The sequence below is a fragment of the Streptomyces sp. H39-C1 genome (assembly GCF_027158125.1).
GTDB lineage: Bacteria > Actinomycetota > Actinomycetes > Streptomycetales > Streptomycetaceae > Actinacidiphila > Actinacidiphila fildesensis.
In genome coordinates this window covers 13,628-37,184 of sequence record NZ_JAPVLS010000035.1, presented here as the reverse complement: position 1 = coordinate 37,184, position 23,557 = coordinate 13,628, and the positions used below count along the sequence as shown (strand labels likewise).

Below are 23,557 nucleotides of genomic sequence, written 5' to 3'. Positions count from 1 at the left end.
GCAACGCCGCTGTCAGGAAGTGGCCGGAACGGCTTCCTGCTCCTGCTCGACCTGCTGGTTCCACTCGCGCTTCGAGGCCTGCCAGCCGTCCTCGTCGGCGCCGCGCCGCCAGTAGCCGGAGATGGAGAGCTGCCCGCGCTCCAGGCCGCGGTCGATCCGCAGGTGGCGCCGCAGTTCCTTCACGAACGTCGCCTCGCCGTGCACAAAGGCCTGTGCGGTGCCCTGCGGGAACTCCAGGGCCTGCACCGCCTCCACGAGCGCGGCGCCGATCGGCCGGTCGCCGCGGTGCAGCCAGACGATGTCCGCCTTCCCCGACGGGATGATCTCCTGCTCCTCCTCGGGGCCCGCCACCTCGATGAACGCCTTCGCGAGCGCTCCCTCGGGCAGCCGCTCCAGGGACGCCGCGATGGCCGGCAGGGCGCTCTCGTCACCCGCGAGCAGATGCCAGTCGGCGTCCTCGCCGGGTGAGTACGCGCCGCCGGGGCCGCCGAACAGCACTTCCTCGCCGGGCTGCACCCGGGCCGCCCACGGGCCGGCGATGCCCTCGTCGCCGTGGTGCACGAAGTCGACGGTCAGTTCCACCGCCTGCGGGTCCCAGGCGCGCACGGTGTAGGTGCGGGTGCGCGGCCACTGGTCGCGGGGGAAGTCCCGGCGGACCGTTTCCAGGTCCATGGGCTCGGGGTACGCGACCCCGTCCACCGGGAACTGCAGCTTGATGTAGTGATCGGTGTGCTCGCCCGCACCGAAGTCCGCGAGCTGCTCGCCACCGAGCACCACACGGATCATGTGCGGGGTGATGCGTTCGGTGCGCAGTACGCGCGCCCGGTTGAGCTTCGGGGTCCTGCGCGCCGGACGGTCCGCCATGGACTCTTCCCACCCTCTCGTTCACCTGGGTAACTCGGACACAACTTAGGTAAGCCTAACTGATTGGTCCATATCCTGGGCGGCGCATATCGGAATGATCACTAGGCCGGTGAACTCCCGCCACCGGAGCGCCGGTTCCCTTTGATGATCCACATGAGTACCGACACGGTCACCGCCATCGCCGACGACTACCGCGTCAGCCAGACGTAGGCGGCGAACCGCCCGGTGGTCTGCTCCCGCCGGTACGAGAACAGTTCCTTCGACTCGATGGTGCAGCGCGGGTCGTGCCGGACCTCGGCCACGCCGGCGCGGGTCAACTGCCCGGCGATGCCCGCCCGTACGTCCAGTCCGGCGGTGCCCTGGGTGGTGGTCGCCCACGCCTCGGGGAGCGTGGCGCAGATCTCCTCGCGCATGGCGTCGGGCACCTCGTAGCACGCGCCGCAGGCGGTCGGCCCGATGAAGGCGACCATCCGGGCCGGGTCGGCGCCCTTGGCGACCATGGCGTCGACGGTGGCGGGCACGACGCCGGCCACCGTTCCCACCCGTCCTGAGTGCGCGGCGCCGACGACCCGGGCCACCGGGTCGGCCAGCAGCACCGAGGCGCAGTCGGCCGCCAGCGCGGCCAGCGCGAGGCCGACCTCGGAGGTCACGACGGCGTCGAGCGGCGGCGCGTCCGGGCCGAAGGGCGCGGTCACATCGGCCACCGTCGCACTGTGCACCTGGCGCATGTGGACGACCCGTGAGGTGTCGAGACCCAGCTCGAACGCGGTCAGCTGCCGGTTGCGGCGGACGGCGGCCGGGTCGTCGCCGGTGGCCCCGCCGAGGTTCCTGCTGTCGTACGGGGCCCTGCTCACCCCGCCGTGCCGGTCGGTGACGGCGTACCGCACTCGCGGTGCCAGTTCCATGCGCGGTCTCCCTCGGTCGGCCTGTGCCAGCAGCGTACGGCCCCGGCCGGTACCGGCCGGAGCGGCGGCCCGCCCCGGAGGGCCCGCGCCGGTTGCCGGATCACCCGGCGGTACGGCCGGCGAGCGCTTCCACCGCGGCGGCGACCGCGTCCGGGCTGGAGATCATCGTCAGATGGCGGGCGCCGGGGATCAGTGTCGGGGCGGGGGCTCCGATGCGTGCGGCGGTCTCGGCCGGCGTCCGCCGGCTGAACACGTCGTCCTGCGCGCCGAACACGGCAGCCTTGGGCACATCCACCTGGCGCAGCCCCGCCAGCCGGTCGGCGGACATGCCGGGTACGCCCTCGCCCAGCATGCTCCACAGGGCGCCCTCGGCGCCCGCCACCCGCAGCGGCCGCCGCCACTGGTCGAGACCCGCGCCGTCCAGCCGCGGGCAGCCGGGCCCGCACTGGGAGTCGTACACCTTGCGGATCAGCCGGTCGGAGCCGAGCCCGAGCCGCAGCAGGGTGGTGCGGTACGGATCGATCAGCACGTAACGCAGCGCGGGCGGCGGGCCGGCGCCCGTGTCGAGGGCGTCGCCGTCGAGGAGCATCACCCCGCCGATCCGCCCGGGCGCGCGCAGCGCGGCCTCGGCGACCATCGCCGCGCCGCTGGAGTGGCCGACCAGGATCGGGCGCTCACCGGGACCGCCCAGCCGCATGGCGTCGAGGAAACCCAGCAACTGCCGGGTGAAGTGGTCGACGGTGTACGGGCCGCTCCGCTCGCTGTACCCCGAGCCGGTCAGGTCCAGGGCGTACACCCGGTGGTTCCGGGCGAGCAGCGGGGCCAGCCGCGACCAGGTGTCGGCCGACTCGAAGGCCCCGTGCACGAGGACGACGGGCGAGCCCGTCCCGCCCCACGCCTGGTAGCGGGTGTGGACACCGGCCGCCTCGACGTACGTCAGCCCCGGTGGCGGCGCGGCCCGGTCGGAGGTGAACACGTTGTACACGAACGACGCGGCGGTCACCGTGACCAGCAGCGCCGCACAGACCAGCGCGGTACGCCGGGCCCACCACCGCAGCCGGGAGCGCCGCGGGGCCGGGGCGGGACCGGACGGCGCCTCCGCGGGCACCTCCGCCGGCGCATCGGCGGCGGGCGCCTGCGGGACGGTGTCCGCGGCGGACTCTTCGTTCGTTCGTGCGTGTTCCAAGGCGGCTGTCCCGGTCGTCGATGGCCCGTCGGGGGCGGACCGCCCCCACGGACACTCTCGCCCCCGGCCGCTCTCCGCCGCGTCCGGCGCGAGGAGGGGCCGGCGCTACTTCGTCCGCGGCAGCCGGTCCGCGGCGCGTACTCCCGGGGGAGCAGCGCCGCGGCCCAGGCCCTATCCGTGCAGCCGGACCGGGATCTCCTGCCAGCCGTAGGCGATGAACGACGGGACCTGCCGCAACTCATCCGCCTTGACCGCGAGTTGGAGGTCCGGGAAGCGCTCGAAGAGCGCGGGGAGCGCGGTGAGGGCCTCCATCCGGGCCAGCGGGGCGCCGATGCAGCGGTGGACGCCGATGCCGAAGGCGAGGTGGTCGTCCGACTTCCGGGCGGCGTCGAACTCGGCGGCGCCCGGCCCGTAGTGCTCCGGGTCCTGGCCCGCGGCGGCGAACGTGGTGACGATGGCGTCGCCCGCCGGGATCGTCACGCCCTCGATGGTGATGTCGGAGACGGCGAACCGCAGCGGGAGCGACGCGATGGACGGCGCGACGCGCAGCACCTCGTCGATGACGCCGTCCCAGCCGATCTCGCCGGCGCGGACCGCCGCGAGCTGCTCGGGGTGCTGCAGCAGCGCGACCACGGCGTTGCCGATGAGGTTGACGGTGGTCTCGAAGCCGGCGCCGATGACGAGGAGCAGGGTGTAGAGCAGCTCCTCGTCGCTGAGCCGGTCGCCCTCCTCGTCACGGACCTTGATGAGCTCCGTGGTCATGTCGTCGCCGGGGTGCTCGCTCTTGTGGCCGATGAGCGCGGGCAGCACGGTGCCGATCTGGTGCTGGACGGACGCGGCGTGCTCCGGGCTGGGATCGGAGGTGTCCATGATGGCGGCGATCAGCCGGCCGGTGTCCTCGCGCAGCTCGTCCGGGACACCGAACAGCTCGCAGATCAGCTGCATCGGCAGCGGGTGCGCGTAGCCGGCCCGTACGTCGACCGGCTCGCCCGACGCGCCCGAGGCGTCGAGCCGGTCGAGGAGCTCGGTGGTGATCTGCTCCACCCGGGCGCGCATCGCCTCGGTGCGCCGGGCGGTGAAGCTGGGGGCGACGAGCTTGCGCAGCCGGGTGTGGTCCGGGCCGTACGTCGACAGCATGTTGACCACCCCGACCCAGCCCATGATCCAGCCCCAGGCCGGGTGTTCGCCGATCTCCGGGAACAGCGACCAGTGCTTGCGCGGGTCCTTGCTGACCCGTGGGTCCAGGATCAGCGCCTTGAGGGTGTCGTAGCCGGTGGGCGCCCAGGCGGGGATGCCGCCCGGCAGCTCGACGGCCACCACTGGGCCGAGAGCACGCAGCCGGGCGCTCTCGGCGGGGATGTCGGCGCCGAACGGGTCGATGGCCACACGGGGGGACACGGTCATGCTCGGTCTCCAGGCTGGTCGGGGATACGCGGGGTGAAGCGGACGGGAAGCGCCTTCAGGGAGCGGTGGAACGGTCCCGGGCGCCAGCTGAGGTCCTCGCGCGGGGTGGTCGCCGTCAGGTCGGGCAGCCACTGGGTGAGCCGCTCGATGGACTCGGTGGCGATCAGCAGGGCCTGCTGCTTCACGGGGCAGGCGTGCTCGCCCGCCGACCACGACAGATGCGAGGCGTCGCGGGGGTGGTGGGCCCCGGCGAACTCCTGCTCGGAGAAGAGCGCGAGGGCGCCGTAGGAGACGACGACGGGGACGGCCGCCTGCACCCAGACACCGTGGAAGCTCAGCGACTCGCGGGCGTAGAGGATGCCGTAGTTCGCCAGCGGGGTCTCGTACCGCAGCACCTCGACGACCGCTTCCATGACCGGGCGCGAACCGCTGGTCAGCGTCGAGTAGTAGGCGGGGTTGCCGAGGATGCGGGACAGCGCGTTGGAGACGAGGTTCGCGCTGGGTTCATGGCCCGCGCCCAGGGTCAGGAAGACCTGCCAGACGACCTCTTCCGGGGTCAGCTCCAGCGGGTGGTCCAGCAGCCAGCTCGTCAGGTCCTCGCCGCGCTGCGCGCTCTTGGCGCCGACGAGCCCCATGACGTAACTGCCGTACTCGGCCTCGCCCTCGGCGGAGTCGGCGCCGCCCTCCATCATCTTGCCCAGCGCCGCTTCGAGCCGGCCGCTCTCGCTGTCCGGCAGGCCGAACAGGTTGTTGAAGATCAGCGACATCAGCGGGCGGGCGAAGTCGGCGACGAGGTCGGCGCTGCCCGCCGGGCCGAACCGGTTCACCAGGACGTCCACCGCGTGGTGCACCCGCTCACGCAGGTCGTGCGGCTCCACGAGGTCGAAGGCGTCGACCAGGGTGCGGCGGTAGCGGATGTGGGCGTCGCCGTCGGAGAACAGGGTGTTGGGGCGCCAGCGCATCATGCCGAGGATCGGCGAGTCCTCGGCGACCGTGGCCTCCCACGGCCGGGGGTCGTGCGACCAGGTCTCGGGGTCGTGCAGCACCTCGAGGGCGGCTCGCCGGTCGGTGACGACGTACGCGGGGATGCCGGGCGCGAGCTCGGCCCAGCCGATCGGGCCCTGGGCCTTCAACGTCGCGTAGTAGGCGTGCGGGTCGGCGGCGAAGCCGTCCTCCCACAGGCGCACCGGCGCGGACAGCGAGAAGGTCTCGGCGGGGGCGGGATAGGGAGAGGGGTTCACCAGGTCTCCGGACGGTCGCGGGCTATCAGGTGCTGGACGAGGGCGAGCAGCGAGTCGATGGAGGAGTTGGCGTCCCGGGCGTCGCAGCTCACCATCGGCGTGCCGGGATCCAGGTCCAGGGAACGGCGGAGCTGGTCCTCGGTGTACGGCCGCGAGTCGGGGAACGTGTTGAGCGCCACGGCGTACGGCAGCCCCGTCTCCTCCACCAGGCCGAGCACGTCGAAGGAGTCGTCGATACGGCGGGTGTCGACCAGCACCAGCGCGCCGAGCGCCCCGTAGGCGATGTCCGCCCACAGGGAACGGAAGCGCTCCTGGCCGGGAGTGCCGAACAGGTAGAGCACGACGCCGCCCGCCAGGCTGATCCGCCCGAAGTCGATGGCGACCGTGGTGGTGGTCTTGTCCCGCACCCCGGCCAGGTCGTCGACCTGGACCGACGCCTCGGACATGTGCTCCTCGGTGTGCAGCGGACGGATCTCCGAAACCGAGTCGATCAGCGTGGTCTTGCCCACCCCGAACGGGCCCGCCACCAGGATCTTCACCAGATCGCGGGCGCTGTCCGGCAGGTGCAGGCCACCGGTGCCGGTGCTACTGCTTGAGGGCGCGGAGGCCATCGGCCACTCTCTTCAACAGGTCGGGGTCGTGCAGGGCGGCCAGGGGTACCGGCGGGCGGGCGCTCACCAGCCCCAGGTCGATCAGATCGGCGGCGAGGACGCGTACGGCGGAGACCGGCAGCTCCAGCAGGGCCGCGGTCTCCACCACGGTCAGCGAGCCGCCGTCCAGCGCCTTGAGCAGCGCGTGCCGGGCGGCGGGGAGCCCGTCGGGGACGTGCTCCCCGCCGGTCAGCACCGAGAGGCGCTCCAGGCTGTTGCGGCTCGGCCGCGCCACCCCGCCGGTGGACAGATACGCGGGGACCAGGGGGCGGCCGCTCCGGCGGCCCGTCATACCGGAGAGCCGCCATCGGCTCCCCGGGGCGCGGCGGCCATCGCCTTCTCACCGAGCCGTGCCACCTGCGAGTGCACCCGGTGGGCGAGCAGGTCCAGCCGGACCTCCGGGTCGCCGAAGGCGGCCACGACCGAGCCGTGCCTGGTGGGCGCGACCAGGATGTAGCCGTGGTCGGACTCGATGACGATCTGGCGGATCTGTGCGTCGTCCTGGTCCGCGAAGGCCGCGGCGGCCGCCCGGCACGCGCCCTGCACCGTGCTGGTGATCGCGGCGGTGCGCTCCGCGGTGGCCTGCGACAGTGCCGCGGAGAACCCGGAGACCAGCCCGTCCCTGGTGAGCAGGACGGCCGCCCGGACGTGCGGGATCTCCAGAATCGGGTCGAGCACCCACGCCGTGTCACCGGCTTCTCGGCTGGTCATCGCGGGTCGTTCCCTTCGGTTTCGAGTGCGGATCGGGCCGCGGCGGTCCCGGACTGCAGGGCGCCGAGCGCGGCGGCCGCCTCCTCGGGGGTCCGCTCCCGCACCCGCGGTGCGGCCGGCTCGGCCGCCGCCTGGGCGGGCACGGCGTCGGCGCGGGCCCTGCGGCGGCGCTGCGGCAGGGCGTCGCCGTCCGGCGCGGGTTCATGGGTGATGACGGCGGAGTCGCGCGCGGCGACGGGGGCCGCCGGCTGCGCCGTGGTGTGCGCGGCCGTGTGCGTCCGCGTGTGCGGCACGGGCCGCGCCTCCGCCGGCGCCTCCGGGCGGGTGGAGCGCGGAGTGCTGGCGGCGGGCGGCCGTTCGACCGGGTCGATCCGGCTGAGCAGGTGGTTCTTGACGAGCAGCACCGCGCGGACGCCGCCGTAGGGCGACGGCGACGACAGGTCGACGGACAGGTCGAACTTCCGGGTCAGCTGGCCGATCGCGGCCAGCCCCATCCGGGGCGGGTCGCCCAGCTCGGACAGCAGGATCGGGTCACGTCCCGCCACCATCCGCTGCGCGTAGGCCCGTTCGTCCGTGGCCATGCCGACCCCGGCGTCGTCGATCGTGACCGAGACGCCGTGGTGGGCGCGTTCGAGGTTCACCGTGACCTCGGTGTCCGGAGCGGAGTGCCGCAGCGCGTTGTCGAGGAGTTCGGCGACGATGATCGCGACGGGTTCCACGGCGTGCGAGACGAGCGCCATGCCCGGCTCCAGGTGGTTGTGGATCCGCACCCGGTGGTAGCCGACGAGCCGGGACTGGCCACCGGTCACCGCCTCCACCAGATGGGACTCCTCACGGGCCAGCCCCACCCAGGCACCGCACACCACGGCGGTGACCTGCGCGCGCCGCAGCGACTGCTCGTTCTCGTGGTCGAGGGCGAACAGCGTCTGCGACAACTCCGGGTCGTCGTAGCGCTGTTGCATGCCGCGCAGGACGTCCTGCAGCCGGTACAGCCCGGCCTGGATGTCCCGGGTGGCGCCGCGCATGCCCGCGCGGGCGGCCGCGTCGACCCGTTTGCGCTCCTGCGCCATGGCGGTCAGCAGCCCGTCCAGGACACTGTCCAGGCCCGCGCCAAGACCGGTGCCGGCGAGCTCCGGGTGGAGCGGCCCCGGCACCTGGATGTGCGGGTGGGCGGCGCGGGTGGCCTCGGCCGGCATGCGCTGGTTCGCCAAGTGGACGATCTCGGCGGTGAACGCGTCTGCGGAACGGCCGATTTCCTGCCGCGCGCCGTCCAGATGGGTGCGCAGGGCGGCGATCTCCTCGCCCTGCCGGGCCCGGTGACGGCGCGAGCGCAACAGCCCGCCCCCCAGGACGAACGCCAACACGGTCCCGGCGGCCAGGCCGCCGGCGGCCAGGTCCGGTATTTCGATCATCGAATGGACCTCAGGGAGATCAGGGAGCGGGGGGAACGGGGCACCATCCGCCCCGAAAGCGGATCCGCACAGTACACACCGCGACCGACTGATCCCGCACTGTTTTGAGGGAAGATCCTTTCGAATTTGGCCATTCGCGGGTCAGTTCTGTCCGAAGTGTCGGACTGCGCCTCGGCATTGTGAACGGCGCTCCTTTCGGAACGCGCCCTAGTGCGCCTCGTCCAACGCGTCCAGCAGGCGCATCAGGGAACTGCCCAGACCCCACTGGGCGGCGAGGGCTTCGAGGACCTCGGGGTCGGCGGGCTCGGTGGGCAGGGCCGGGTTGAACGCGGGGAGCGGGACGTCGGGGGCGACCGTGACGACCTTGGGGGCGACGTCCAGGTAGTCCGAGGCCTCCAGGATGCCCCGGCGCTTGGCGGGGGTGAGCTTGGAGACCGGGTCCGCGGCGGCACGCCGGACCCCGGCCAGGTCGCCGTGCTCGTTGATGAGCTGCGCGGCGGTCTTCTCGCCGATGCCCTTCACCCCCGGCAGGCCGTCGCTGGCGTCGCCGCGCAGCGCCGCGAAGTCGGCGTACTGGTCGGCACGGACGCCGTAGCGTTCGAGGATGACGTCCTCGGTGATGAAGTCGCAGTCGCCGACACCCTTGCGGGGGTAGAGCACGCGCACGCCGCGGGCGTCGTCGACCAGCTGGAACAGGTCGCGGTCACCGGTGACGATGTCGACCGCCCACAGGGCCTGGCCGGCGAGCGTCCCGATGACGTCGTCCGCCTCGTAACCGGCGACGCCGACGCGGGCGATGCCGATGGCGTCGAGGACGGCCTCGATGACGGGGACCTGCGGGGAGAGCGTGTCGGGGATCTCCTCGGTGTCCGGTCCCGACGCACCCTCGGGCGCCTCCTCGGCGACGCGGTGCGCCTTGTAGGAGGGGATGAGGTCGACCCGCCACTGCGGCCGCCAGTCGGCGTCCATGCAGGCGACGATCTCGTCCGGGCTGTGGTCGGTGACCAGCCGGGTGATGAAGTCCAGCAGCCCGCGCACCGCGTTGACGGGGGTGCCGTCGGGTGCCTTCACCGACTCCGGGACGCCGAAATAGGCGCGGAAGTACAGGCTCGCGGTGTCGAGCAGGAGCAGCTTGTTCGGGCGCGCGTCAGTCACGCGGCCAGCATGGCACGCCCGCGCGGGGTGATTCCGGCGCCGCCGCGCCGGGCCGCACGGCGCCCGCGGTGCTCTTGCGCCGAATGTGACGAGATATGACCTGAGTCACCGTTGCGTTTGGTTTGCATAAGGGGGGGCAGCCGCCGGACTTGAAGTGAGCGACCCACAAGCGGGGGCTGTGCGTCGCTCTTCCTGCGAGCCGCGAGGTATATGTGTCAAGGCTGCAAGTTGAGCATCTGTACAAGGTCTTCGGGCGACAGCCCGAAGAAGCGGTCCGCCGGCTCGAAGCGGGCGCGGACCGCGACGAGCTGCGCGAGGACGGTGTCACACCAGCCGTCATCGATGCCTCCTTCGAGGTGAGCGAGGGCGAGGTCTTCGTCGTCATGGGCCTGTCCGGATCGGGCAAGTCCACCCTCCTGCGCACGCTCAACGGACTGCTTCCCCCCACTGCCGGACGCGTACTGTTCGACGGCCAGGACCTCACCGCGCTGAACGACACCGAGCTGCGCCGCGTGCGCTCGCACAGCATCAGCATGGTCTTCCAGCACTTCGCGCTCTTCCCGCACCGCAGCGTGCTGGAGAACGCGGCCTACGGCCTCGAGGTGCAGGGCGTCGCCCGTGCCGAGCGTGAGCGCCGGGCCGGCGAGGCACTGGAGATGACCGGGCTCGGCGGCTGGGAGAAGTCCTGGCCCGACCAGCTGTCCGGCGGTATGCAGCAGCGGGTGGGCCTGGCCCGCGCGCTCGCCACCGAAGCCCCCGTCCTGCTGATGGACGAGGCGTTCAGCGCGCTGGACCCGCTGATCCGCCGCGAGATGCAGCAGCAGCTGGTGGACCTGCAGAAGACCCTGCACAAGACCATCGTCTTCATCACGCACGACCCCCACGAGGCGGTGCGCCTCGGGAACCGGATCGCGGTGATGCGCGACGGCCGGATCGTCCAGAACGGCACCGTCGAGGAACTCCTGCTGCAGCCCGCCGACGACTACGTCGCCTCCTTCATGGAGGACGTGGACCGCGGCCGGGCGCTGGCAGGCGTCAGCGCGGGCTCCGCCGGCACCCCGGGCAGCACCCTCGGAAAGGAGTCGGCCGATGCCTAGGCTGCAACTCGGCGACTGGATCGACAGCGCCGTCACCTATCTGCGTGACCACTTCGCCTGGCTCTTCGACATCATCACCAACGTCGTGTCCGGTATGTACGACGGCCTGGACGCCGTGCTCGGCGCGCCGGCACCGCTGCTGCTCGCGGGGATCCTCGCGGTCGTCGCCCTGTGGCTGCGCGGGCCCACCGCGGCCGTGCTCACCTTCGCCGGCTTCGCGCTCATCGACTCGATCCAGCAGTGGGACCAGGCGATGGCGACCCTGTCGCTGGTGCTGGTCGCCACGGTGATCACCATCGTGCTCGCGATACCGCTCGGCATCTGGGCGGCCCGTAACCGCACCGTCAGCGCGGTGCTGCGGCCGGTACTGGACTTCATGCAGACGATGCCCGCCTTCGTCTATCTGATCCCGGGCATCTTCTTCTTCGGCGTCGGCCAGGTGCCCGGCGTCATCTCCTGCATCGTCTTCGCGATCCCGCCGGGCGTCCGGATGACCGAACTGGGCATCCGGCAGGTCGACGGCGATCTCATCGAGGCCGCCGAGGCGTTCGGCACCACCTCGCGCAACACCCTGCTGCGGGTGCAGCTGCCGCTCGCGCTGCCGACCATCATGGCCGGCATCAACCAGGTCATCATGCTTGGCCTGTCCATGGTCGTGACCGCGGGCATGGTCGGCGGCGGAGGTCTGGGCGCATCGGTCTTCACCGCGATCAGCCAGGTCAACATCGGGCTGGGCTTCGAGGGCGGCATCTCCGTCGTCATCCTGGCCATGTACCTGGACCGGATGACCTCCTCGCTCGGCACCCGGGTCTCACCGCTCGGCCGCCGCGCCACCGCGGCCCTGACGTCCGTCCGCGGTGCCAGCATCTGGAACTACCGGCCGCAGACCGGCATCGCGGTCGTCGGTGTGGTCGTCCTCGCCCTCGTGGCGGGCGGCATGAACATCTTCGGCGGCTCGGCCGACACGAACACCGCCGCCGCGGGCAAGAACGTCGGCGACGGCCGCTCGGTGAACATCGGCTACATCCCCTGGGACGAGGGCATCGCGTCCAGCTTCCTGTGGAAGGAAGCGCTGGAGGAGCGCGGCTACCAGCCCAAGCTCTCGCAGTACGACGTCGGTGCGCTCTACACCGGGCTGTCCGCCGGGAAGCTGGACTTCCAGACCGACGCCTGGCTGCCGACCACCCACCAGTCGTACTGGGACAAGTACAAGGACAGCCTGGACGACCTGGGCTCCTGGTACGGCCCGACCTCCCTCGAACTCTCCGTCCCCTCCTACGTCAAGGGCGTCGACTCGCTGGCCGACCTCAAGGGGCAGGGCGGCAAGTTCAAGGGCCGGATCATCGGCATCGAGCCGGGCGCCGGCATGATGAAGGCGCTCAACGACAAGGTCCTCAAGCAGTACGGCCTGGAGGGCGAGTACCAGGTCACCACCGGCAGCACCGCGAGCATGCTGGCCCAGCTCGACCGGTCGCTGAAGGCCAAGGAGCCCGTCGTCGTCACCCTGTGGTCCCCGCACTGGGCCTACAGCAAGTACGACCTGAAGAAGCTCAAGGACCCGATGGGCGCCTGGGGCGCCGGTGACGGCCTGCACACCCTGACCCACAAGGGGTTCGCGGCCAAGGAGCCGCAGGTCGCCCAGTGGCTCAAGGACTTCAAGCTCACCGAGCCGCAACTCAGCAGTCTGGAGGCGGCCATCCAGGACGCCGGACAGAACCATGAGCAGGACGGCGTGCGCGCCTGGCTCAAGAAGAACCCCGGCCTGATCGACAAGATCGCGCCGGTGAAGAAGCCGGCGGCGGCCGCCAAGGGCTGACCGGCTGCCCGGCCGCGCGACCTGACGGTGCGCGCCGGGCCCCGACCACGCGCCGTACGGTAGGCCGGTGACTCATCGTCCTGCCGTACGGCGCGTGGTTTCGCTTGTCCCCTCACTGACCGAGGCGGTGGCGGGGACCGCCCCCGGGCTGCTGGTCGGCGCGACCGACTGGTGCAGCCACCCGGCCGGTCTGGAGGTGACCCGGATCGGCGGGACCAAGAACCCGGACATCGCCCGGATCACCGCCCTCGCGCCCGACCTCGTGATCGCCAACGAGGAGGAGAACCGCGCACCGGACGTCGCCGAACTGCGAGCCGCCGGGGTGCCGGTCCTGGTCACCGAGATCCGCGACCTCGACCAGGCCTTCGCCGAACTCCACCGGGTGCTGGTCGACGGCTGCGGCCTGGAACGTCCCGGCTGGCTCGACGAGGCGGCGGCCGCCTGGCGCGCGCTGCCCGTCCCCGGGCGGCGGCTGCGCGCGGTCGTCCCGATCTGGCGGCGGCCCTGGATGGTGCTCGGCCGGGACACCTTCGCGGGCGATCTGCTCGCCCGGCTGGGCGTGGACAACGTGTACACGGAGCACGCCGACCGCTATCCGGCGATCCCCGTCGAGGAGCTGCGCGCCGCCGGCGCCGATCTGGTGGTGCTGCCCGACGAGCCGTACGCCTTCACCGCCGACGACGGCCCGGAAGCCTTCCCCGGCCTGCCCGCCGCGCTCGTCGGCGGCCGTCACCTCACCTGGTACGGCCCCTCGCTCACGGCCGCGCCCGCCGCGCTCAGCGCGGCACTGCGAGCAGCGATCCGCTGAGCAGCCCGCGCACCGTCCGCGTACCGGCGACCGCCCAGGCCGCCACGAGGACGACGTACAGCGCGGCCGCGAGCCACGCGAAGGCGTCGAGGCCGGTGTGCCGGGCCAGGCCCGCGGCGCCCGTGACACAGGTGCCGACGGGGAAGGTGAAGGCCCACCACGTCATCGCGAACGGCATCCCGCGGCGTGCCGCCCGCACCACCAGCGCCGCGGCCAGCGCCAGCCAGAGCAGGGCGAAGCCCATCACCGGCACCCCGTACAGCACGGCGAACCCGCTCATGGCCGCCGCGTACGGTGCCTGGACGACGCCCGGTGCGGCGTCGGCGAGCTGGTTGACGGCCGTCGTGGACTGGCCGAGCGGGCCGAGGACCAGGAAGAGCGTCGGGGTCAGCGCGAGCGGCAGCGGCCCGTGCTGCACGAGCCGGCCCCAGATCAGCGGCAGCATCACCAGGGTGCCCAGCAGGCTCAGCCCGAACATCGCGTAGCAGCCCAGCAGCATCGCCTCCTGCCACTGGCCGGCGGGCAGATGCGCGATCAGCGCCGGGCCGAGCGCGGCCGACACCATCGGCGCCACCACCGGCAACAGCCAGACGGGAGAGGCACTGCCCGGCTCGACGCGGTGCCGGGTGATCATCAGATACGGGACCGTCGCCGCGATCAGCAGCCCGCTGACGGTGCCCGCCGTCCAGAGCACGGAGTCCGCGGCGACCGCGGCGGTCCGCCCGATCACGGGGGAGCCCAGGCTCAAAGTGCCGCCCCCGACCGCGAGCAGCGCCATCGGCAGACAGCCGTAGAACGGGGCGACGGCCGGGTCCAGCAGATGCCGGCGGGCCTGGTCGCCGTGGCGGAGCCAGTGCGCGGCACGGGCGGTGAGCAGCGTGGCCAGCAGTCCGGCGGAGAGCGCCCAGACGACGGTGCAGGCGGTGTGCAGACCGGGGACGCGCACCGGCAGGGCGGCGCCCGCGGTGGCGACGATGGCGGTGCCCATCACGGTGGCGTACCAGTTGGGACCGAGGTGACGCAGGGCGCCGGAGCGGATCTCCAGATCGTGGAGAGCGCGGGCCCGTACAGGGGCGAGGGTGGTTGCCATGCTGTCCACGTTCCCCGCCCGGCGGCCCGGCCGGAAGGCGGCGCAGGTCTATGGGGGCATAACCTGGGCTTATGAGTTCAGACAGTGACACCGGTGACCGCGTCCCCCGGGCGGGCCTGGGCCACCGGGTGCCCGACCTCGGCGCGATGGAGCTGCTGCTCGCCGTCGCCCGGCTCGGCAGCCTCGGCCGGGCCGCCCGCGAGCTGGGCATCAGCCAGCCGGCCGCGAGCAGCCGGGTGCGGGCCGTGGAACGGCAGCTGGGCGTCGCGCTGGTGAACCGCTCGCCCACCGGCTCCACCCTCACCGACGCGGGCGCGCTGGTCACCGAGTGGGCGCGGCGGGTCGTGGAGGCGGCGGAGGCGTTCGACGCCGGAGCGCGGGCGCTGCGCACCCGCCGTGACTCCCGGCTGCGGGTCGCGGCGAGCATGACCATCGCCGAATATCTGCTGCCGGGGTGGCTGATCGTGCTGCACGGCCGGCACCCCGACACCGCCGTGTCGCTGTTCGCCGGGAACTCGGCGGACGTCGCGGAACGTGTCATCAGCGGCGGCGCCGACCTCGGATTCGTCGAGGGGACGGATGTGCCGGGCGGTCTGGACGCGGCGGTCATCGCGCACGACCGGCTGGTCGTCGTGGTGGCGCCGTCGCACCGCTGGGCGCGGCGGCGCAAGCCGCTGTCCGCGGCCGAGCTCTCCGCCACCGCCTTCATCCTGCGCGAGCAGGGCTCCGGCACCCGCCAGGTGCTGGACGCCGCCCTCGCCGGACACGGCGGCCTCGCCGTACCGCTGCTCGAACTCGCCTCGACCACCGCGCTCAAGGGGGCCACGCTGAGCGGCGCGGGTCCGGCGGTGCTCAGCGAACTGGCGGTGGCCGACGAGCTGGCCGCCCGCCGGCTCGTCGAGGTCCCGGTGGAGGGCATCGCGCTGGAACGCGTCCTGCGCGCCGTCTGGCCCACCGGCCACCGCCCGACGGGACCCGCCCGCGACCTGCTGTCGCTCACCCGCCGGCCGGCGTGACGGGACCTACGGCGGGATACACGACAGGACGAGCGGCGGGACCTGCGGCGGACGGGTGCCGGGCGGGCGGCACCGCCCGGCACACCGCCCTGCCGGTCATGTGACCTGCCTGTAACCGCCGTACTTACGGGATTCTCATGCTGTGGCCTTAGGGTGACGGCCGTGACCATGACGACCCCGCCCGGCTGGTATCCAGAGCCCGGGCACACAGGCAACGGCCCGGCCCTGGAACGGTGGTGGGACGGCGCCGCGTGGAGCGAGTACACGCGGACCGCCCAGGCCCCGGCCGACCAGGCCGCGGCCCCCGGCATCCCGTCCTACGCGGCCTATCCCGGTGGCGGCGTGCCGGACCGGCCGGCCCGCAGGGGAGGCGTGATCGCGATCGGCATCATCGCGGTCCTCGTCCTCGTCGGCGGTGTGGTCGGCGGCGTCGTCATGCTGAAGAACAGCGATGGTGACAAGGGCTCCGACCAGGCGGCCACCAGCGCGCCGACCACCCCGGGCGACGGGCCGAGCGGTTCGGACGGACCGTCGCAGGGTCCCGACCAGGCGCCCCGGACCAGTGGTGTGGTCGTGGACGCCCTGGACAAGATCAGTCTACCGATCCTGCCCGGCTGGCAGGGCAAGACCGGCGCCGGCGGCGCGGGCCTGACCATCGGCGGCTACCCGTGCGTCTCCGACCCGGCCAAGAACTGCGTCCGCGGCGGTGTGTTCTCCGTGCCGGCCGTGGCGTACAAGCTCAAGAGCACGACGCCCGAGGCCGCCGCCAAGGAGGACATCCCGCTCAACGCGGACCAGTCCTACGAGGGCGGGCTCACCTCCCACAAGGAGCTGCTGTCGCAGCCGGTCACCGTCGCCGGGCAGCAGGGGTACCTGGTGCGCTGGCAGGTCGTGACGAAGGTCGGCGACGACGGCTACGTCCAGTCGCTGGTCTTCCCGTCACCGGCCGGCCCGCAGCAGCTCGTCGTGGTCCGCTACGGCTTCGACATCAACGCGCAGGCCCCCGGGCTCGACGTCATGGACCAGATCACCAAGGGCATCAAGGCCGCCGGCGGCTCCGGCGGCTCCGGCGGCACGGGCGGCACCGGCGTCTGACCGCGCGCCCGCCGGCCGCCGGAAACGGTGCCGGCGGGGCGGGCGGAGCCGGGGCGCTCACAGGAACGTCTTGCCCTCGCCCCGGTAGGTCGGCACCGTCGCGGTGACCCGGTCGCCCTCCACGAGCTGCAGCTCGGCGAAACGCTCGCACAGCTCCCCGGCCTTGGCATGCCGGAACCACACCTTGTCGCCGATCAGCAGATCGTCCGCGGGGGATCCGAGCAGCGGCGTCTGCACCTCGCCGGGACCCTCCTGCGGGTCGTAGCGCAGCCCCTGCGGAAGGTACGGCACGGGCAGCCGGTCGGCGCCCGCGGCGCCCGACGCCGGATAGCCGCCGCCCAGCACGGTCACGATGCCCACCCCGGGACGGCGCACCACCGGCTGTGCGAACAGCGCCGCCGGACGCCCCCGGAACGACGTGTAGTTGTCGAAGAGCCGCGGCACGAACAGCCCGGAGCCGGCCGCGATCTCGGTGACCGCGTCCTCCGCCGCCGTGTGCTGCACACTGCCGGTCCCGCCACCGTTGACGAACTCCAGCTCGGGAGCGACGGCGCGCACCGCCCGCACCACCTCGGCCCGCCGGACCGCCAGTTCCTTGCGCGCGGCGGCCTGCATCAGCCGGATCGCGCGCGAGCGCAGCGGCCGGCCCGCCACCGCGTCGCCGACCCCGGCCACATGGCCCTCGTACGCCATGATCCCGGCGAGCCGGAAGCCGGGCCGGCGGGCGATCGCCCGTGCCAGCTCGGCCAGTTGCTCGGGCTCCCGCAGCGGGGAGCGCAGCGCGCCGATCCGTACCCGGCCGCCCAGCATCCGCAGGGACGTGTCGAGTTCCAGACAGACCCTGATCCGCTCCGAGCCGCCGTGGCGGGCCGCGTCGATCAGGTCCAGCTGGGAGATGTCGTCGACCATCACCGTCACGGCGGCGGCCAGTTTCGGATCCCCGGCCAGCTCCGCGAAGCCGTCGCGGTCGGCGGACGGGTACGCCAGCAGCACGTCCTCGAAGCCGGCCCGCGCCAGCCACAGCGACTCGTCCAGGGTGAACGACATGATGCCCGCGAACCCGTCACGGGCCAGCACCCGTTCCAGCAGCGCCCGGCACCGCACCGACTTGGACGCCACCCGGATCGGCTTCCCGCCGGCCCGGCGGGTCAGATCGGCGGCGTTGGCGTCGAACGCCTCCAGGTCGACGATGGCGACCGGGGCATCGAGATGGGCGGTGGCCCGGTCGTACCGGACGCGGTCGGCTGCGGGATCAGACATGCGCGCAGCTTGCCAGACGGTGACTACCGAACGGTAGGGGTCGCGGGTCACGGGCAGGTCCCGGGCTGCGCACGGCCGGGCGGGAGGCACTTCCACGGCACTTCCGGGGCGGATCATCCCGGTACCGCCGGGTCTGGCGGTACCCGCCGCGGCACCCGTCCCGCAGTACCCCCCGCGACCTGCGCCGCTCCCGATCCACGGCATCGCCGGAGCCCGTAGAGTGGCGCCAGACCGTTTCTGACGAATAGCGGCGTCCGCCCGGAGGGCAGGACCTGCCCCGGGCTGGGGCACCTCCCAGCGGCAGCCGTTGGGGCACCTCCCAGCGGTAGCTGGGGGAGATTCGGCAGACACGGTCCGGACCACGTAGGCACATTGCGAGGGGGCACGGGTGAGCACCGGGGTCGAGAACGGAGCGGGGCAGCCGTCCCCTCCGCAGCCGCCCGCCTTCCCCGCGCTCTACCCGACAACCCCGCCGCGGCCCGTGCACCGCCCGGCGGCCCGTGAGCCGATCGCCGCGCGCAGCCCCCAGGAGCGGCCGGCGGAGTGGACGCCCGCACCGCCGACCGTGCCGCGGCCGCCCGCCGCACCACCGGCCGCCGCGTCACCGTTCCTGGCGCGGCACCCGGAACCACCGCGCCCCGGCACTCCGCCGCAGCAGGCACCGCAGCAACAGGCATGGACGCGCTCGGAACCCGAACCACCCGCCGTACCCGAGCCGTTCGCGGTGCCCGCGCCGCCCGCCCGCCGTCCCCGTACGGCCGCCGGCCGGACCGCGTCGGCGCTCTGCCTCGTCCTGGGCCTCGGCCTGTTCACGGGCGCCGCCACCGGCGCCCTGATCAACCACGACCCGGCGGCGGTCGGGACCACCCAAGGCGCCTACGCCCGCGCCGGCGACCTGTGGCACAGCGTGCCGGTCGACACGCTCCTGCCGCCCGTCGTCAGCCGGCCGGGCGCGGGACCCGGTGGCGCCGACCGCACCTACACGCGGATCGGGGTCGCCCCGGCCGCCGGCTGCGCGGGCGCCTTCGACCCGCTGCTGGCGAAGGTGCTGGCCCCGGTGGGCTGCGTGCAGGTGCTGCGCGCCACCTACGTCGACGCCACGTCCAGCCGCGTCACCACCGTGGGCCTGCTCGTCACCGGCGGCGACGCTGCCGGCATGAGCGCGCTGAACCACCGCTGGAACAGCGAACACCTCGGCTCCCGGCTGGATCTGATGCCTCATCCGGTCGCGTTCCCCGGCACCGCGGCGGCCTCCTTCAGCGACGCGCAGCGGGCCAGCTGGACGGTGAGCGTCTCCGCCACCCTCCCCGTCGTGGTCTACGCGGTGAGCGGCTTCGCGGACGGCCGTCCGGTGCCCGAACCACAACCGGCCGCCGCGGCCACCGCGCCGGGCGCCACCTCCGCCCCGGCGCAGGCCGGCCTCGGCACCGACGTCCTCGTCCTCGCCGCCGACCTCGACGCCCGGCTGCGCAAGGCCGTCACGACCGACCCCGCGTCCTCCCAGGGAGCATCGTGAGAAGATCAGCCGCCCTCGGGCGTACCGCCGCCGCTCTGCTGGGAGCCCTGTTCGCCGTGCTGCCGGCCGCGTCCGCCCGCGCCGACTCGGTCCGCGACGCAGAATGGACGCTGGACGCCCTGCACGCGCACGACGCCTGGCGCACGACCCAGGGCGCCGGCGTCACCGTCGCCGTACTGGACACCGGTGTCGACGGCACCCACCCCGACCTGGCGGGACAGGTACTGCCCGGCAACGACCTCATCGGCTTCGGATCCGGTCCGGGCGACAGCACGTGGGCCAAGCACGGCACCGGCATGGCCGCCATCATCGCCGGCCACGGCCACGGCCCGGGGTACTCGCAGGGCGTCCTCGGCATCGCGCCACGGGCCAAGATCCTGCCGGTCCGGGTGATCCTGGAGGAGAAGGACCCCCGGCGCGACGAAGCCCGCGCGAGCAGGGGAAAGGCCGTTCCGGACGGGATCCGCTGGGCCACCGACCACGGAGCCGGCGTCATCAACCTGTCGCTCGGCGACGACAGCGCGACCGCCGCGCCCACCGCGGACTACGACAACGCGATCCAGTACGCCCTCGGCAAGGGCGTGGTCGTCGTCGCGTCGGCGGGCAACGGCGGTGAGCAGGCGGACCGCGCCTCGTACCCGGCCGCCTACCCGGGGGTGATCGCGGTCGCGGCCGTGGACCGGGTCGGCGCGCACGCCTCGTTCTCCACCCGGCGCTGGTACGCCTCCGTCTCGGCGCCCGGTGTCGACGTCATCCTGGCCGACCCCAACCGCAAGTACTACGAGGGGTGGGGGACCAGCCCCGCCTCGGCGTACGTCTCCGGCGCGGTGGCCCTGATCCGCTCCGCCTACCCGAAGCTGGGCCCCGCGCAGATCAAGCAGCTCCTGGAGAGCACCACCCGTGAGCGGCCGGCCGGCGGCCGCAGCGACGCGGTCGGCACCGGTCTGATGGACCCGGCCGCGGCGCTCAAGGCGGCGGCGAAGCTCGAACCCCCGGGCGAGGCGCCGACCCCGGCACCCTCGGCGCGGCGGTACATCCGCGCCGGCCCGACGATCACGCTCTCGCCGGCCGCGGACGGCGGCGGACTCGGCGACGGGGTGGCGGTCGCCTGCGCACTGCTGGGCGGGGTCCTGGTCGGCGCGGCGGCGCTGCTCTGGTTCCGCCCCCGCCTCGGCCGGTCACGACGCCGGGCGACGCACGGAATCCCTACCTGAACACCTGACGATCCCTACTCGAACGCCCCGACCGCCGCCTGCGCGACGTCCTCGGCCAGCGCGATCCCCGCGGCCTGAGTGGTGTTCCCACTGCTCAGGACCGCGACGAGATAGGTGCTCCGGTCCGTGGCGACCTGGCCGATGCTGTTGATGTCCCACAGCCCGGTCGTGCTGCGCTGCAGCCAGCCGTTCTTGAGCGCGGTGTCGGAGGCCGGCACCGCCGCGGCCGTGACGCCCCAGTCCTGGCCGTCGGATATCCGCCCCATCAGCTCCTGCAGATACGTTCGCGAGGCGGCCTCCAGCGGTGAGTCGTCACCGAACACGGCCTGCAGCAGCCGCAGTTGGTCGGCGGCCGTGGTCCTGGTGAGCCCCCACAGGTCGCCGTCGCCGCCCTCGGTCCCGGTCAGCCCGAGGCGTTCGTTGGCCTCGGCGAGACCGTCCGCGCGGCCGACGGAGTGCCAGAGCGCGGTCGCCGCGTCGTTGTCGCTCTGCTCGATCATGACGGTGGCGTTCGCCTTCTCCCCGGCGGTGAGACCGCGCCCGGCGTCCTGCGCCGCCAGCAGCAGCGCCGCGAGGATGTCGACCTTGACGATGCTCGCCGTGTCGTACGTCCCGTCCCCGTACACCGCCTGCGCGCCGGACGCGGTGTCCAGCACGGCGACGGAGAAGTCGGCGTCGGTCGCGTCGGCCATGGTGCCGAGCGCGTCGCTCAGCTCCTGGTCGCGGTCCGCCGCGGATGCCCCGGTCTGCACGCTCTCCCCACCCTCCCCGGCCGGCTGCGCCGCGTCGGAGGAGGCGGCCGGCCGCACGTGTGCCTGGGCCGGCGGCCGCGCCATCGCGCGGACGCCCGCCACCACCCCGCCGCCCGCCAGTACGACGGCCGCGATGGTCGCGATGATGACGGTGCGGCCGGTATGACGGGTCCGGTGCCGGTTGTGAGGTCGCATTCCCACCAGCATTGGAATCGAACCTGCGGGCACGCTGAGACACGGATGAACAAACCGTGAGAAAGCGGGCCGTACGAGCCCGTCGACGGCTGCCGACCGGGTCCCGATACGCTGCCCAGCGTGTCACTCAAGAATATCCCCGACCCGGGCTTCGCCGACGACGACGGTTCGGCCGACGCGGCGCTGGCCACCGCACTCGCCGCCTACGCCGACGACAGCCGGGCCGAGCCCGGTGTACTCGCCGCGCTGCCCGGCGCCCGTCTGCTGGTCCCCGTGGTGGCCGTACTGGGCGAGGTGGAGACCGGCCCTGACGGCCTGCGCCGTGAGAAGACCAGCGACATGGCGGTGCCCACGATCCAGGCCGCCGACGGACGGCGGGCGCTGCCCGCCTTCACCTCGGTGGAATCCCTCGCCCGCTGGCGCCCCGACGCCCGGCCGGTCGCGGTCCCGCTGCACCAGGCGCTCCAGGCCCTCGCGCACGAGAAGGCCGACACCCTGCTGATCGACATGGCGGGCCCGGCCCCGTACGCCCTCACCGGCCCGGCGCTGCGCGCCGTCGCCCTGGGGCGCGAGCACGTGGATCCGCTCGGTGATCCGGAGGTGCTCGGCGCGCTACGCGCGGCCGTCGCCGCCGAACCGGGTGTGCTGCGCGCGTATCTCTCCCCGGCGGGCACCTCGGACGGCACCCTCGGCCTGGTCCTCGCCCCGGACGCGGCCGTGGCCGAGGTGGCCCGGCGGATCGCTACCGCCCTGTCGGCCGACGAGGTGTTGCGGTCCCGGCTGGTCCGCGGGCTCGACCTCGCGCTGCTGGGGCCGGATGCCGAGGTGTCGGGCGAGCCGCTCTTCACGCGTTGAGCGGACCGGTCAGGCCGACGGCCAAGTGACATCCGGTAGGCCCCCACTGTCTGCCGAAGTGTGCGATGTGGTCCTGGGGCCGAGAATGCGAGAGCAGACCGACAGCGCACGCATACGGGCAGTAATCGACGCCAGGAGGCCCCATGGACAAGCGGACAGTGACCTGTGAATTCCTGGGAACGCTGCTGCTGGTCTTCTTCGCCGTCGGATCCGCGGTGCTGGCGGGCGAGTACATCGGCACCCTCGGCATCGCCCTCGCCTTCGGCTTCACGCTGCTGGCGCTGGCCTACGCGCTCGGCCCGATCTCCGGCTGCCATGTGAACCCGGCCGTCACCCTCGGCATGCTGGTCGCCGGGCGCGTCAGCGTCAGGACGGCCGTCGAGTACTGGATCGCCCAGCTGCTGGGCGGCATCGCGGGCGCCGCGCTGCTCTTCCTGGTGGCCAAGCAGGTGCCGGGGCTGAAGACCAGCGGGGCGTTCGGCACCAACGGCTACGGCAGCCGGTCCGCGGTCGGCATCAACATCGGCGGCGCGTTCGTCGTCGAGGTGGTGCTGACGTTCCTGCTGGTGTTCGTAGTGCTCTCGGTCACGCACAAGGTGGCGGTGTTCGGCTTCGACGGCCTGCCGATCGGCCTGGTGCTGGCCGCGATCCACCTGGTCGGCATCCCGCTGACCGGGACCTCGGTGAACCCGGCGCGCAGCCTCGGCCCCGCCCTGTTCGCGGGCGGGGCCGCGCTGTCGCAGCTGTGGCTGTTCATCGTGGCGCCGCTGATCGGCGGCGCGCTGGCGGCTCTGGTGCACCATGTGACCCACCCGCCGACGGCCGCGCGGCACGGCGGCCTCCGGGTGGACGACCTCGCCGACCAGGTCGACGATGCCGCCGGGGACGCCGGGACGGAACGGCCGGAGCCTGCCTGACGCGACCCGGGGCGGCGCGCCCGGCTTCGGTTCAGCTGTAGACGGGACCCGTGAGCTTCTCGCCGGGCCCGTGGCCGGGCTCGTCCGGCACCAGGGAAGCCTCGCGGAAGGCCAGCTGCAGCGACTTCAGACCGTCCTTGAGCGGGGCGGCGTGGTAGGTGCTGATCTCCGGCGCGCCGGCGGTGACCAGGCCGGCCAGCGCGGTGATCAGCTTCCGGGCCTCGTCCAGGTCCTTGTGCTCCGGGCCCTCCTCGGCGAGGCCCAGGTTGACGGCCGCCGCGCTCATCAGGTGGACCGCCACCGTCGTGATGACCTCGACGGCGGGGACGTCCGCGATGTCGCGGGTCATCGCGTCGAAGTCGGGGTTCTGGTTCTCGTCACTCATGGGCCTCACGATA

General features: G+C 73.2%; 22 protein-coding genes and 1 pseudogene. 9 read left to right on the top strand and 14 right to left on the bottom strand.

Going from position 1 to position 23,557, the window contains the following annotated elements; translation table 11 throughout:
• Nucleotides 1–12: 12 nt before the first annotated feature.
• The 10 genes from O3W51_RS23090 to O3W51_RS23045 all read right to left on the bottom strand — a co-directional run bounded on the left by O3W51_RS23090 (nt 13) and on the right by O3W51_RS23045 (nt 9,528).
• Nucleotides 13–864: a siderophore-interacting protein gene (locus tag O3W51_RS23090; RefSeq protein ID WP_138354832.1), complete on the bottom strand. Its 852-nt coding sequence runs from the start codon at nt 862–864 to the stop codon at nt 13–15.
• Nucleotides 865–1,052: 188 nt separating this feature from the next.
• Nucleotides 1,053–1,769, bottom strand: a complete 717-nt coding sequence (gene pgeF, locus O3W51_RS23085) for a peptidoglycan editing factor PgeF (protein WP_138354833.1) — start codon at nt 1,767–1,769, stop codon at nt 1,053–1,055.
• Nucleotides 1,770–1,869: 100 nt separating this feature from the next.
• Nucleotides 1,870–2,955, bottom strand: coding sequence for an alpha/beta fold hydrolase (locus tag O3W51_RS23080; RefSeq protein WP_198358955.1), 1,086 nt, complete (start codon nt 2,953–2,955; stop codon nt 1,870–1,872).
• Between the two features lie 171 nt (nt 2,956–3,126).
• Nucleotides 3,127–4,359: a cytochrome P450 family protein gene (locus O3W51_RS23075; protein WP_138354834.1), complete on the bottom strand. Its 1,233-nt coding sequence runs from the start codon at nt 4,357–4,359 to the stop codon at nt 3,127–3,129.
• A complete protein-coding gene (locus O3W51_RS23070) occupies nt 4,356–5,600 on the bottom strand; it encodes a cytochrome P450 (RefSeq protein ID WP_187144813.1) in 1,245 nt (414 codons plus the stop codon). Before O3W51_RS23070 ends, O3W51_RS23075 begins: the two co-directional genes overlap by 4 nt.
• Nucleotides 5,597–6,211 carry a GTP-binding protein gene (locus tag O3W51_RS23065; RefSeq protein ID WP_138354835.1) on the bottom strand — a complete coding sequence of 205 codons (615 nt, stop codon included), beginning with the start codon at nt 6,209–6,211 and terminating at the stop codon, nt 5,597–5,599. The genes O3W51_RS23070 and O3W51_RS23065 overlap by 4 nt, the downstream gene beginning before the upstream one ends.
• Entirely contained in the window at nt 6,186–6,542 is a 357-nt protein-coding gene (locus O3W51_RS23060) for a DUF742 domain-containing protein (protein WP_138354836.1), read from the bottom strand. The genes O3W51_RS23065 and O3W51_RS23060 overlap by 26 nt, the downstream gene beginning before the upstream one ends.
• Nucleotides 6,539–6,961: a roadblock/LC7 domain-containing protein gene (locus O3W51_RS23055; protein ID WP_138354837.1), complete on the bottom strand. Its 423-nt coding sequence runs from the start codon at nt 6,959–6,961 to the stop codon at nt 6,539–6,541. The genes O3W51_RS23060 and O3W51_RS23055 overlap by 4 nt, the downstream gene beginning before the upstream one ends.
• Nucleotides 6,958–8,373, bottom strand: a complete 1,416-nt coding sequence (locus tag O3W51_RS23050) for an ATP-binding protein (protein WP_138354838.1) — start codon at nt 8,371–8,373, stop codon at nt 6,958–6,960. The genes O3W51_RS23055 and O3W51_RS23050 overlap by 4 nt, the downstream gene beginning before the upstream one ends.
• Nucleotides 8,374–8,580: 207 nt before the next feature.
• Nucleotides 8,581–9,528, bottom strand: coding sequence for a 5'-3' exonuclease (locus O3W51_RS23045; RefSeq protein WP_138354839.1), 948 nt, complete (start codon nt 9,526–9,528; stop codon nt 8,581–8,583).
• Nucleotides 9,529–9,740: 212 nt separating this feature from the next.
• Between O3W51_RS23045 and O3W51_RS23040 the strand changes: the two are divergent.
• From O3W51_RS23040 to O3W51_RS23030, 3 genes and pseudogenes are all read left to right on the top strand, one after another.
• Nucleotides 9,741–10,607 (top strand): annotated as a pseudogene (locus O3W51_RS23040) (quaternary amine ABC transporter ATP-binding protein); the annotation flags it as partial.
• A gap of 10 nt (nt 10,608–10,617) precedes the next feature.
• On the top strand, nt 10,618–12,441 hold the full coding sequence (locus tag O3W51_RS23035) for an ABC transporter permease/substrate binding protein (RefSeq protein WP_138354841.1): 1,824 nt from the start codon (nt 10,618–10,620) through the stop codon (nt 12,439–12,441).
• A gap of 67 nt (nt 12,442–12,508) precedes the next feature.
• Complete coding sequence (locus O3W51_RS23030) at nt 12,509–13,249, top strand: helical backbone metal receptor (protein ID WP_138354842.1); 741 nt, start codon at nt 12,509–12,511, stop codon at nt 13,247–13,249.
• Here the strand turns inward: O3W51_RS23030 and O3W51_RS23025 are convergent.
• Nucleotides 13,218–14,339 (bottom strand): TDT family transporter, encoded by a 1,122-nt coding sequence (locus O3W51_RS23025; RefSeq protein ID WP_138354843.1) that lies wholly within the window; start codon nt 14,337–14,339, stop codon nt 13,218–13,220. The genes O3W51_RS23030 and O3W51_RS23025 overlap by 32 nt on opposite strands.
• A 71-nt stretch (nt 14,340–14,410) precedes the next feature.
• On the opposite strand from O3W51_RS23025, the gene O3W51_RS23020 reads away from it, so the two are divergent.
• Both O3W51_RS23020 and O3W51_RS23015 read left to right on the top strand, forming a co-directional pair.
• Nucleotides 14,411–15,355 carry a LysR family transcriptional regulator gene (locus O3W51_RS23020; RefSeq protein ID WP_138354844.1) on the top strand — a complete coding sequence of 315 codons (945 nt, stop codon included), beginning with the start codon at nt 14,411–14,413 and terminating at the stop codon, nt 15,353–15,355.
• Nucleotides 15,356–15,523: 168 nt separating this feature from the next.
• The gene (locus tag O3W51_RS23015; RefSeq protein WP_269287282.1) at nt 15,524–16,450 is read left to right on the top strand and encodes a DUF2510 domain-containing protein; all 927 of its coding nucleotides are present in this window, start codon (nt 15,524–15,526) and stop codon (nt 16,448–16,450) included.
• A gap of 57 nt (nt 16,451–16,507) precedes the next feature.
• Here O3W51_RS23015 and O3W51_RS23010 read toward each other — a convergent pair whose 3' ends face one another.
• A complete protein-coding gene (locus O3W51_RS23010) occupies nt 16,508–17,710 on the bottom strand; it encodes an amino acid deaminase/aldolase (protein ID WP_138354845.1) in 1,203 nt (400 codons plus the stop codon).
• A 388-nt stretch (nt 17,711–18,098) separates the two neighbouring features.
• On the opposite strand from O3W51_RS23010, the gene O3W51_RS23005 reads away from it, so the two are divergent.
• Nucleotides 18,099–19,226: a hypothetical protein gene (locus O3W51_RS23005; protein ID WP_244809095.1), complete on the top strand. Its 1,128-nt coding sequence runs from the start codon at nt 18,099–18,101 to the stop codon at nt 19,224–19,226.
• Complete coding sequence (mycP, locus tag O3W51_RS23000) at nt 19,220–20,440, top strand: type VII secretion-associated serine protease mycosin (protein ID WP_443048329.1); 1,221 nt, start codon at nt 19,220–19,222, stop codon at nt 20,438–20,440. Before O3W51_RS23005 ends, mycP begins: the two co-directional genes overlap by 7 nt.
• Before the next feature lie 14 nt (nt 20,441–20,454).
• Here mycP and O3W51_RS22995 read toward each other — a convergent pair whose 3' ends face one another.
• Nucleotides 20,455–21,387 (bottom strand): serine hydrolase, encoded by a 933-nt coding sequence (locus O3W51_RS22995; RefSeq protein ID WP_198358957.1) that lies wholly within the window; start codon nt 21,385–21,387, stop codon nt 20,455–20,457.
• A 120-nt stretch (nt 21,388–21,507) separates the two neighbouring features.
• Between O3W51_RS22995 and O3W51_RS22990 the strand changes: the two genes are divergently transcribed.
• Complete coding sequence (locus tag O3W51_RS22990) at nt 21,508–22,242, top strand: SseB family protein (RefSeq protein ID WP_138354847.1); 735 nt, start codon at nt 21,508–21,510, stop codon at nt 22,240–22,242.
• 143 nt (nt 22,243–22,385) lie between these two features.
• On the top strand, nt 22,386–23,159 hold the full coding sequence (locus tag O3W51_RS22985) for an MIP family channel protein (protein WP_138354848.1): 774 nt from the start codon (nt 22,386–22,388) through the stop codon (nt 23,157–23,159).
• A 31-nt stretch (nt 23,160–23,190) separates the two neighbouring features.
• Here O3W51_RS22985 and O3W51_RS22980 read toward each other — a convergent pair whose 3' ends face one another.
• Nucleotides 23,191–23,544 (bottom strand): DUF1844 domain-containing protein, encoded by a 354-nt coding sequence (locus tag O3W51_RS22980; protein ID WP_138354849.1) that lies wholly within the window; start codon nt 23,542–23,544, stop codon nt 23,191–23,193.
• Nucleotides 23,545–23,557: the final 13 nt, after the last annotated feature.

Bases quoted from the DNA above. Each gene is read 5' to 3' on its own strand.
- O3W51_RS22980 (WP_138354849.1), bottom strand. From the start codon at position 23,544: ATGAGTGACGAGAACCAGAACCCCGACTTCGACGCGATGACCCGCGAC.
- O3W51_RS23020 (WP_138354844.1), top strand. From the start codon at position 14,411: ATGAGTTCAGACAGTGACACCGGTGACCGCGTCCCCCGGGCGGGCCTG.
- O3W51_RS23035 (WP_138354841.1), top strand. From the start codon at position 10,618: ATGCCTAGGCTGCAACTCGGCGACTGGATCGACAGCGCCGTCACCTAT.
- O3W51_RS22985 (WP_138354848.1), top strand. From the start codon at position 22,386: ATGGACAAGCGGACAGTGACCTGTGAATTCCTGGGAACGCTGCTGCTG.
- O3W51_RS23025 (WP_138354843.1), bottom strand. From the start codon at position 14,339: ATGGCAACCACCCTCGCCCCTGTACGGGCCCGCGCTCTCCACGATCTG.
- O3W51_RS23065 (WP_138354835.1), bottom strand. From the start codon at position 6,211: ATGGCCTCCGCGCCCTCAAGCAGTAGCACCGGCACCGGTGGCCTGCAC.
- O3W51_RS23060 (WP_138354836.1), bottom strand. From the start codon at position 6,542: ATGACGGGCCGCCGGAGCGGCCGCCCCCTGGTCCCCGCGTATCTGTCC.
- O3W51_RS23090 (WP_138354832.1), bottom strand. From the start codon at position 864: ATGGCGGACCGTCCGGCGCGCAGGACCCCGAAGCTCAACCGGGCGCGC.
- O3W51_RS22995 (WP_198358957.1), bottom strand. From the start codon at position 21,387: ATGCGACCTCACAACCGGCACCGGACCCGTCATACCGGCCGCACCGTC.
- O3W51_RS23075 (WP_138354834.1), bottom strand. From the start codon at position 4,359: ATGACCGTGTCCCCCCGTGTGGCCATCGACCCGTTCGGCGCCGACATC.
- O3W51_RS23010 (WP_138354845.1), bottom strand. From the start codon at position 17,710: ATGTCTGATCCCGCAGCCGACCGCGTCCGGTACGACCGGGCCACCGCC.
- O3W51_RS23015 (WP_269287282.1), top strand. From the start codon at position 15,524: ATGACGACCCCGCCCGGCTGGTATCCAGAGCCCGGGCACACAGGCAAC.
- O3W51_RS23050 (WP_138354838.1), bottom strand. From the start codon at position 8,373: ATGATCGAAATACCGGACCTGGCCGCCGGCGGCCTGGCCGCCGGGACC.
- O3W51_RS23055 (WP_138354837.1), bottom strand. From the start codon at position 6,961: ATGACCAGCCGAGAAGCCGGTGACACGGCGTGGGTGCTCGACCCGATT.
- pgeF (WP_138354833.1), bottom strand. From the start codon at position 1,769: ATGGAACTGGCACCGCGAGTGCGGTACGCCGTCACCGACCGGCACGGC.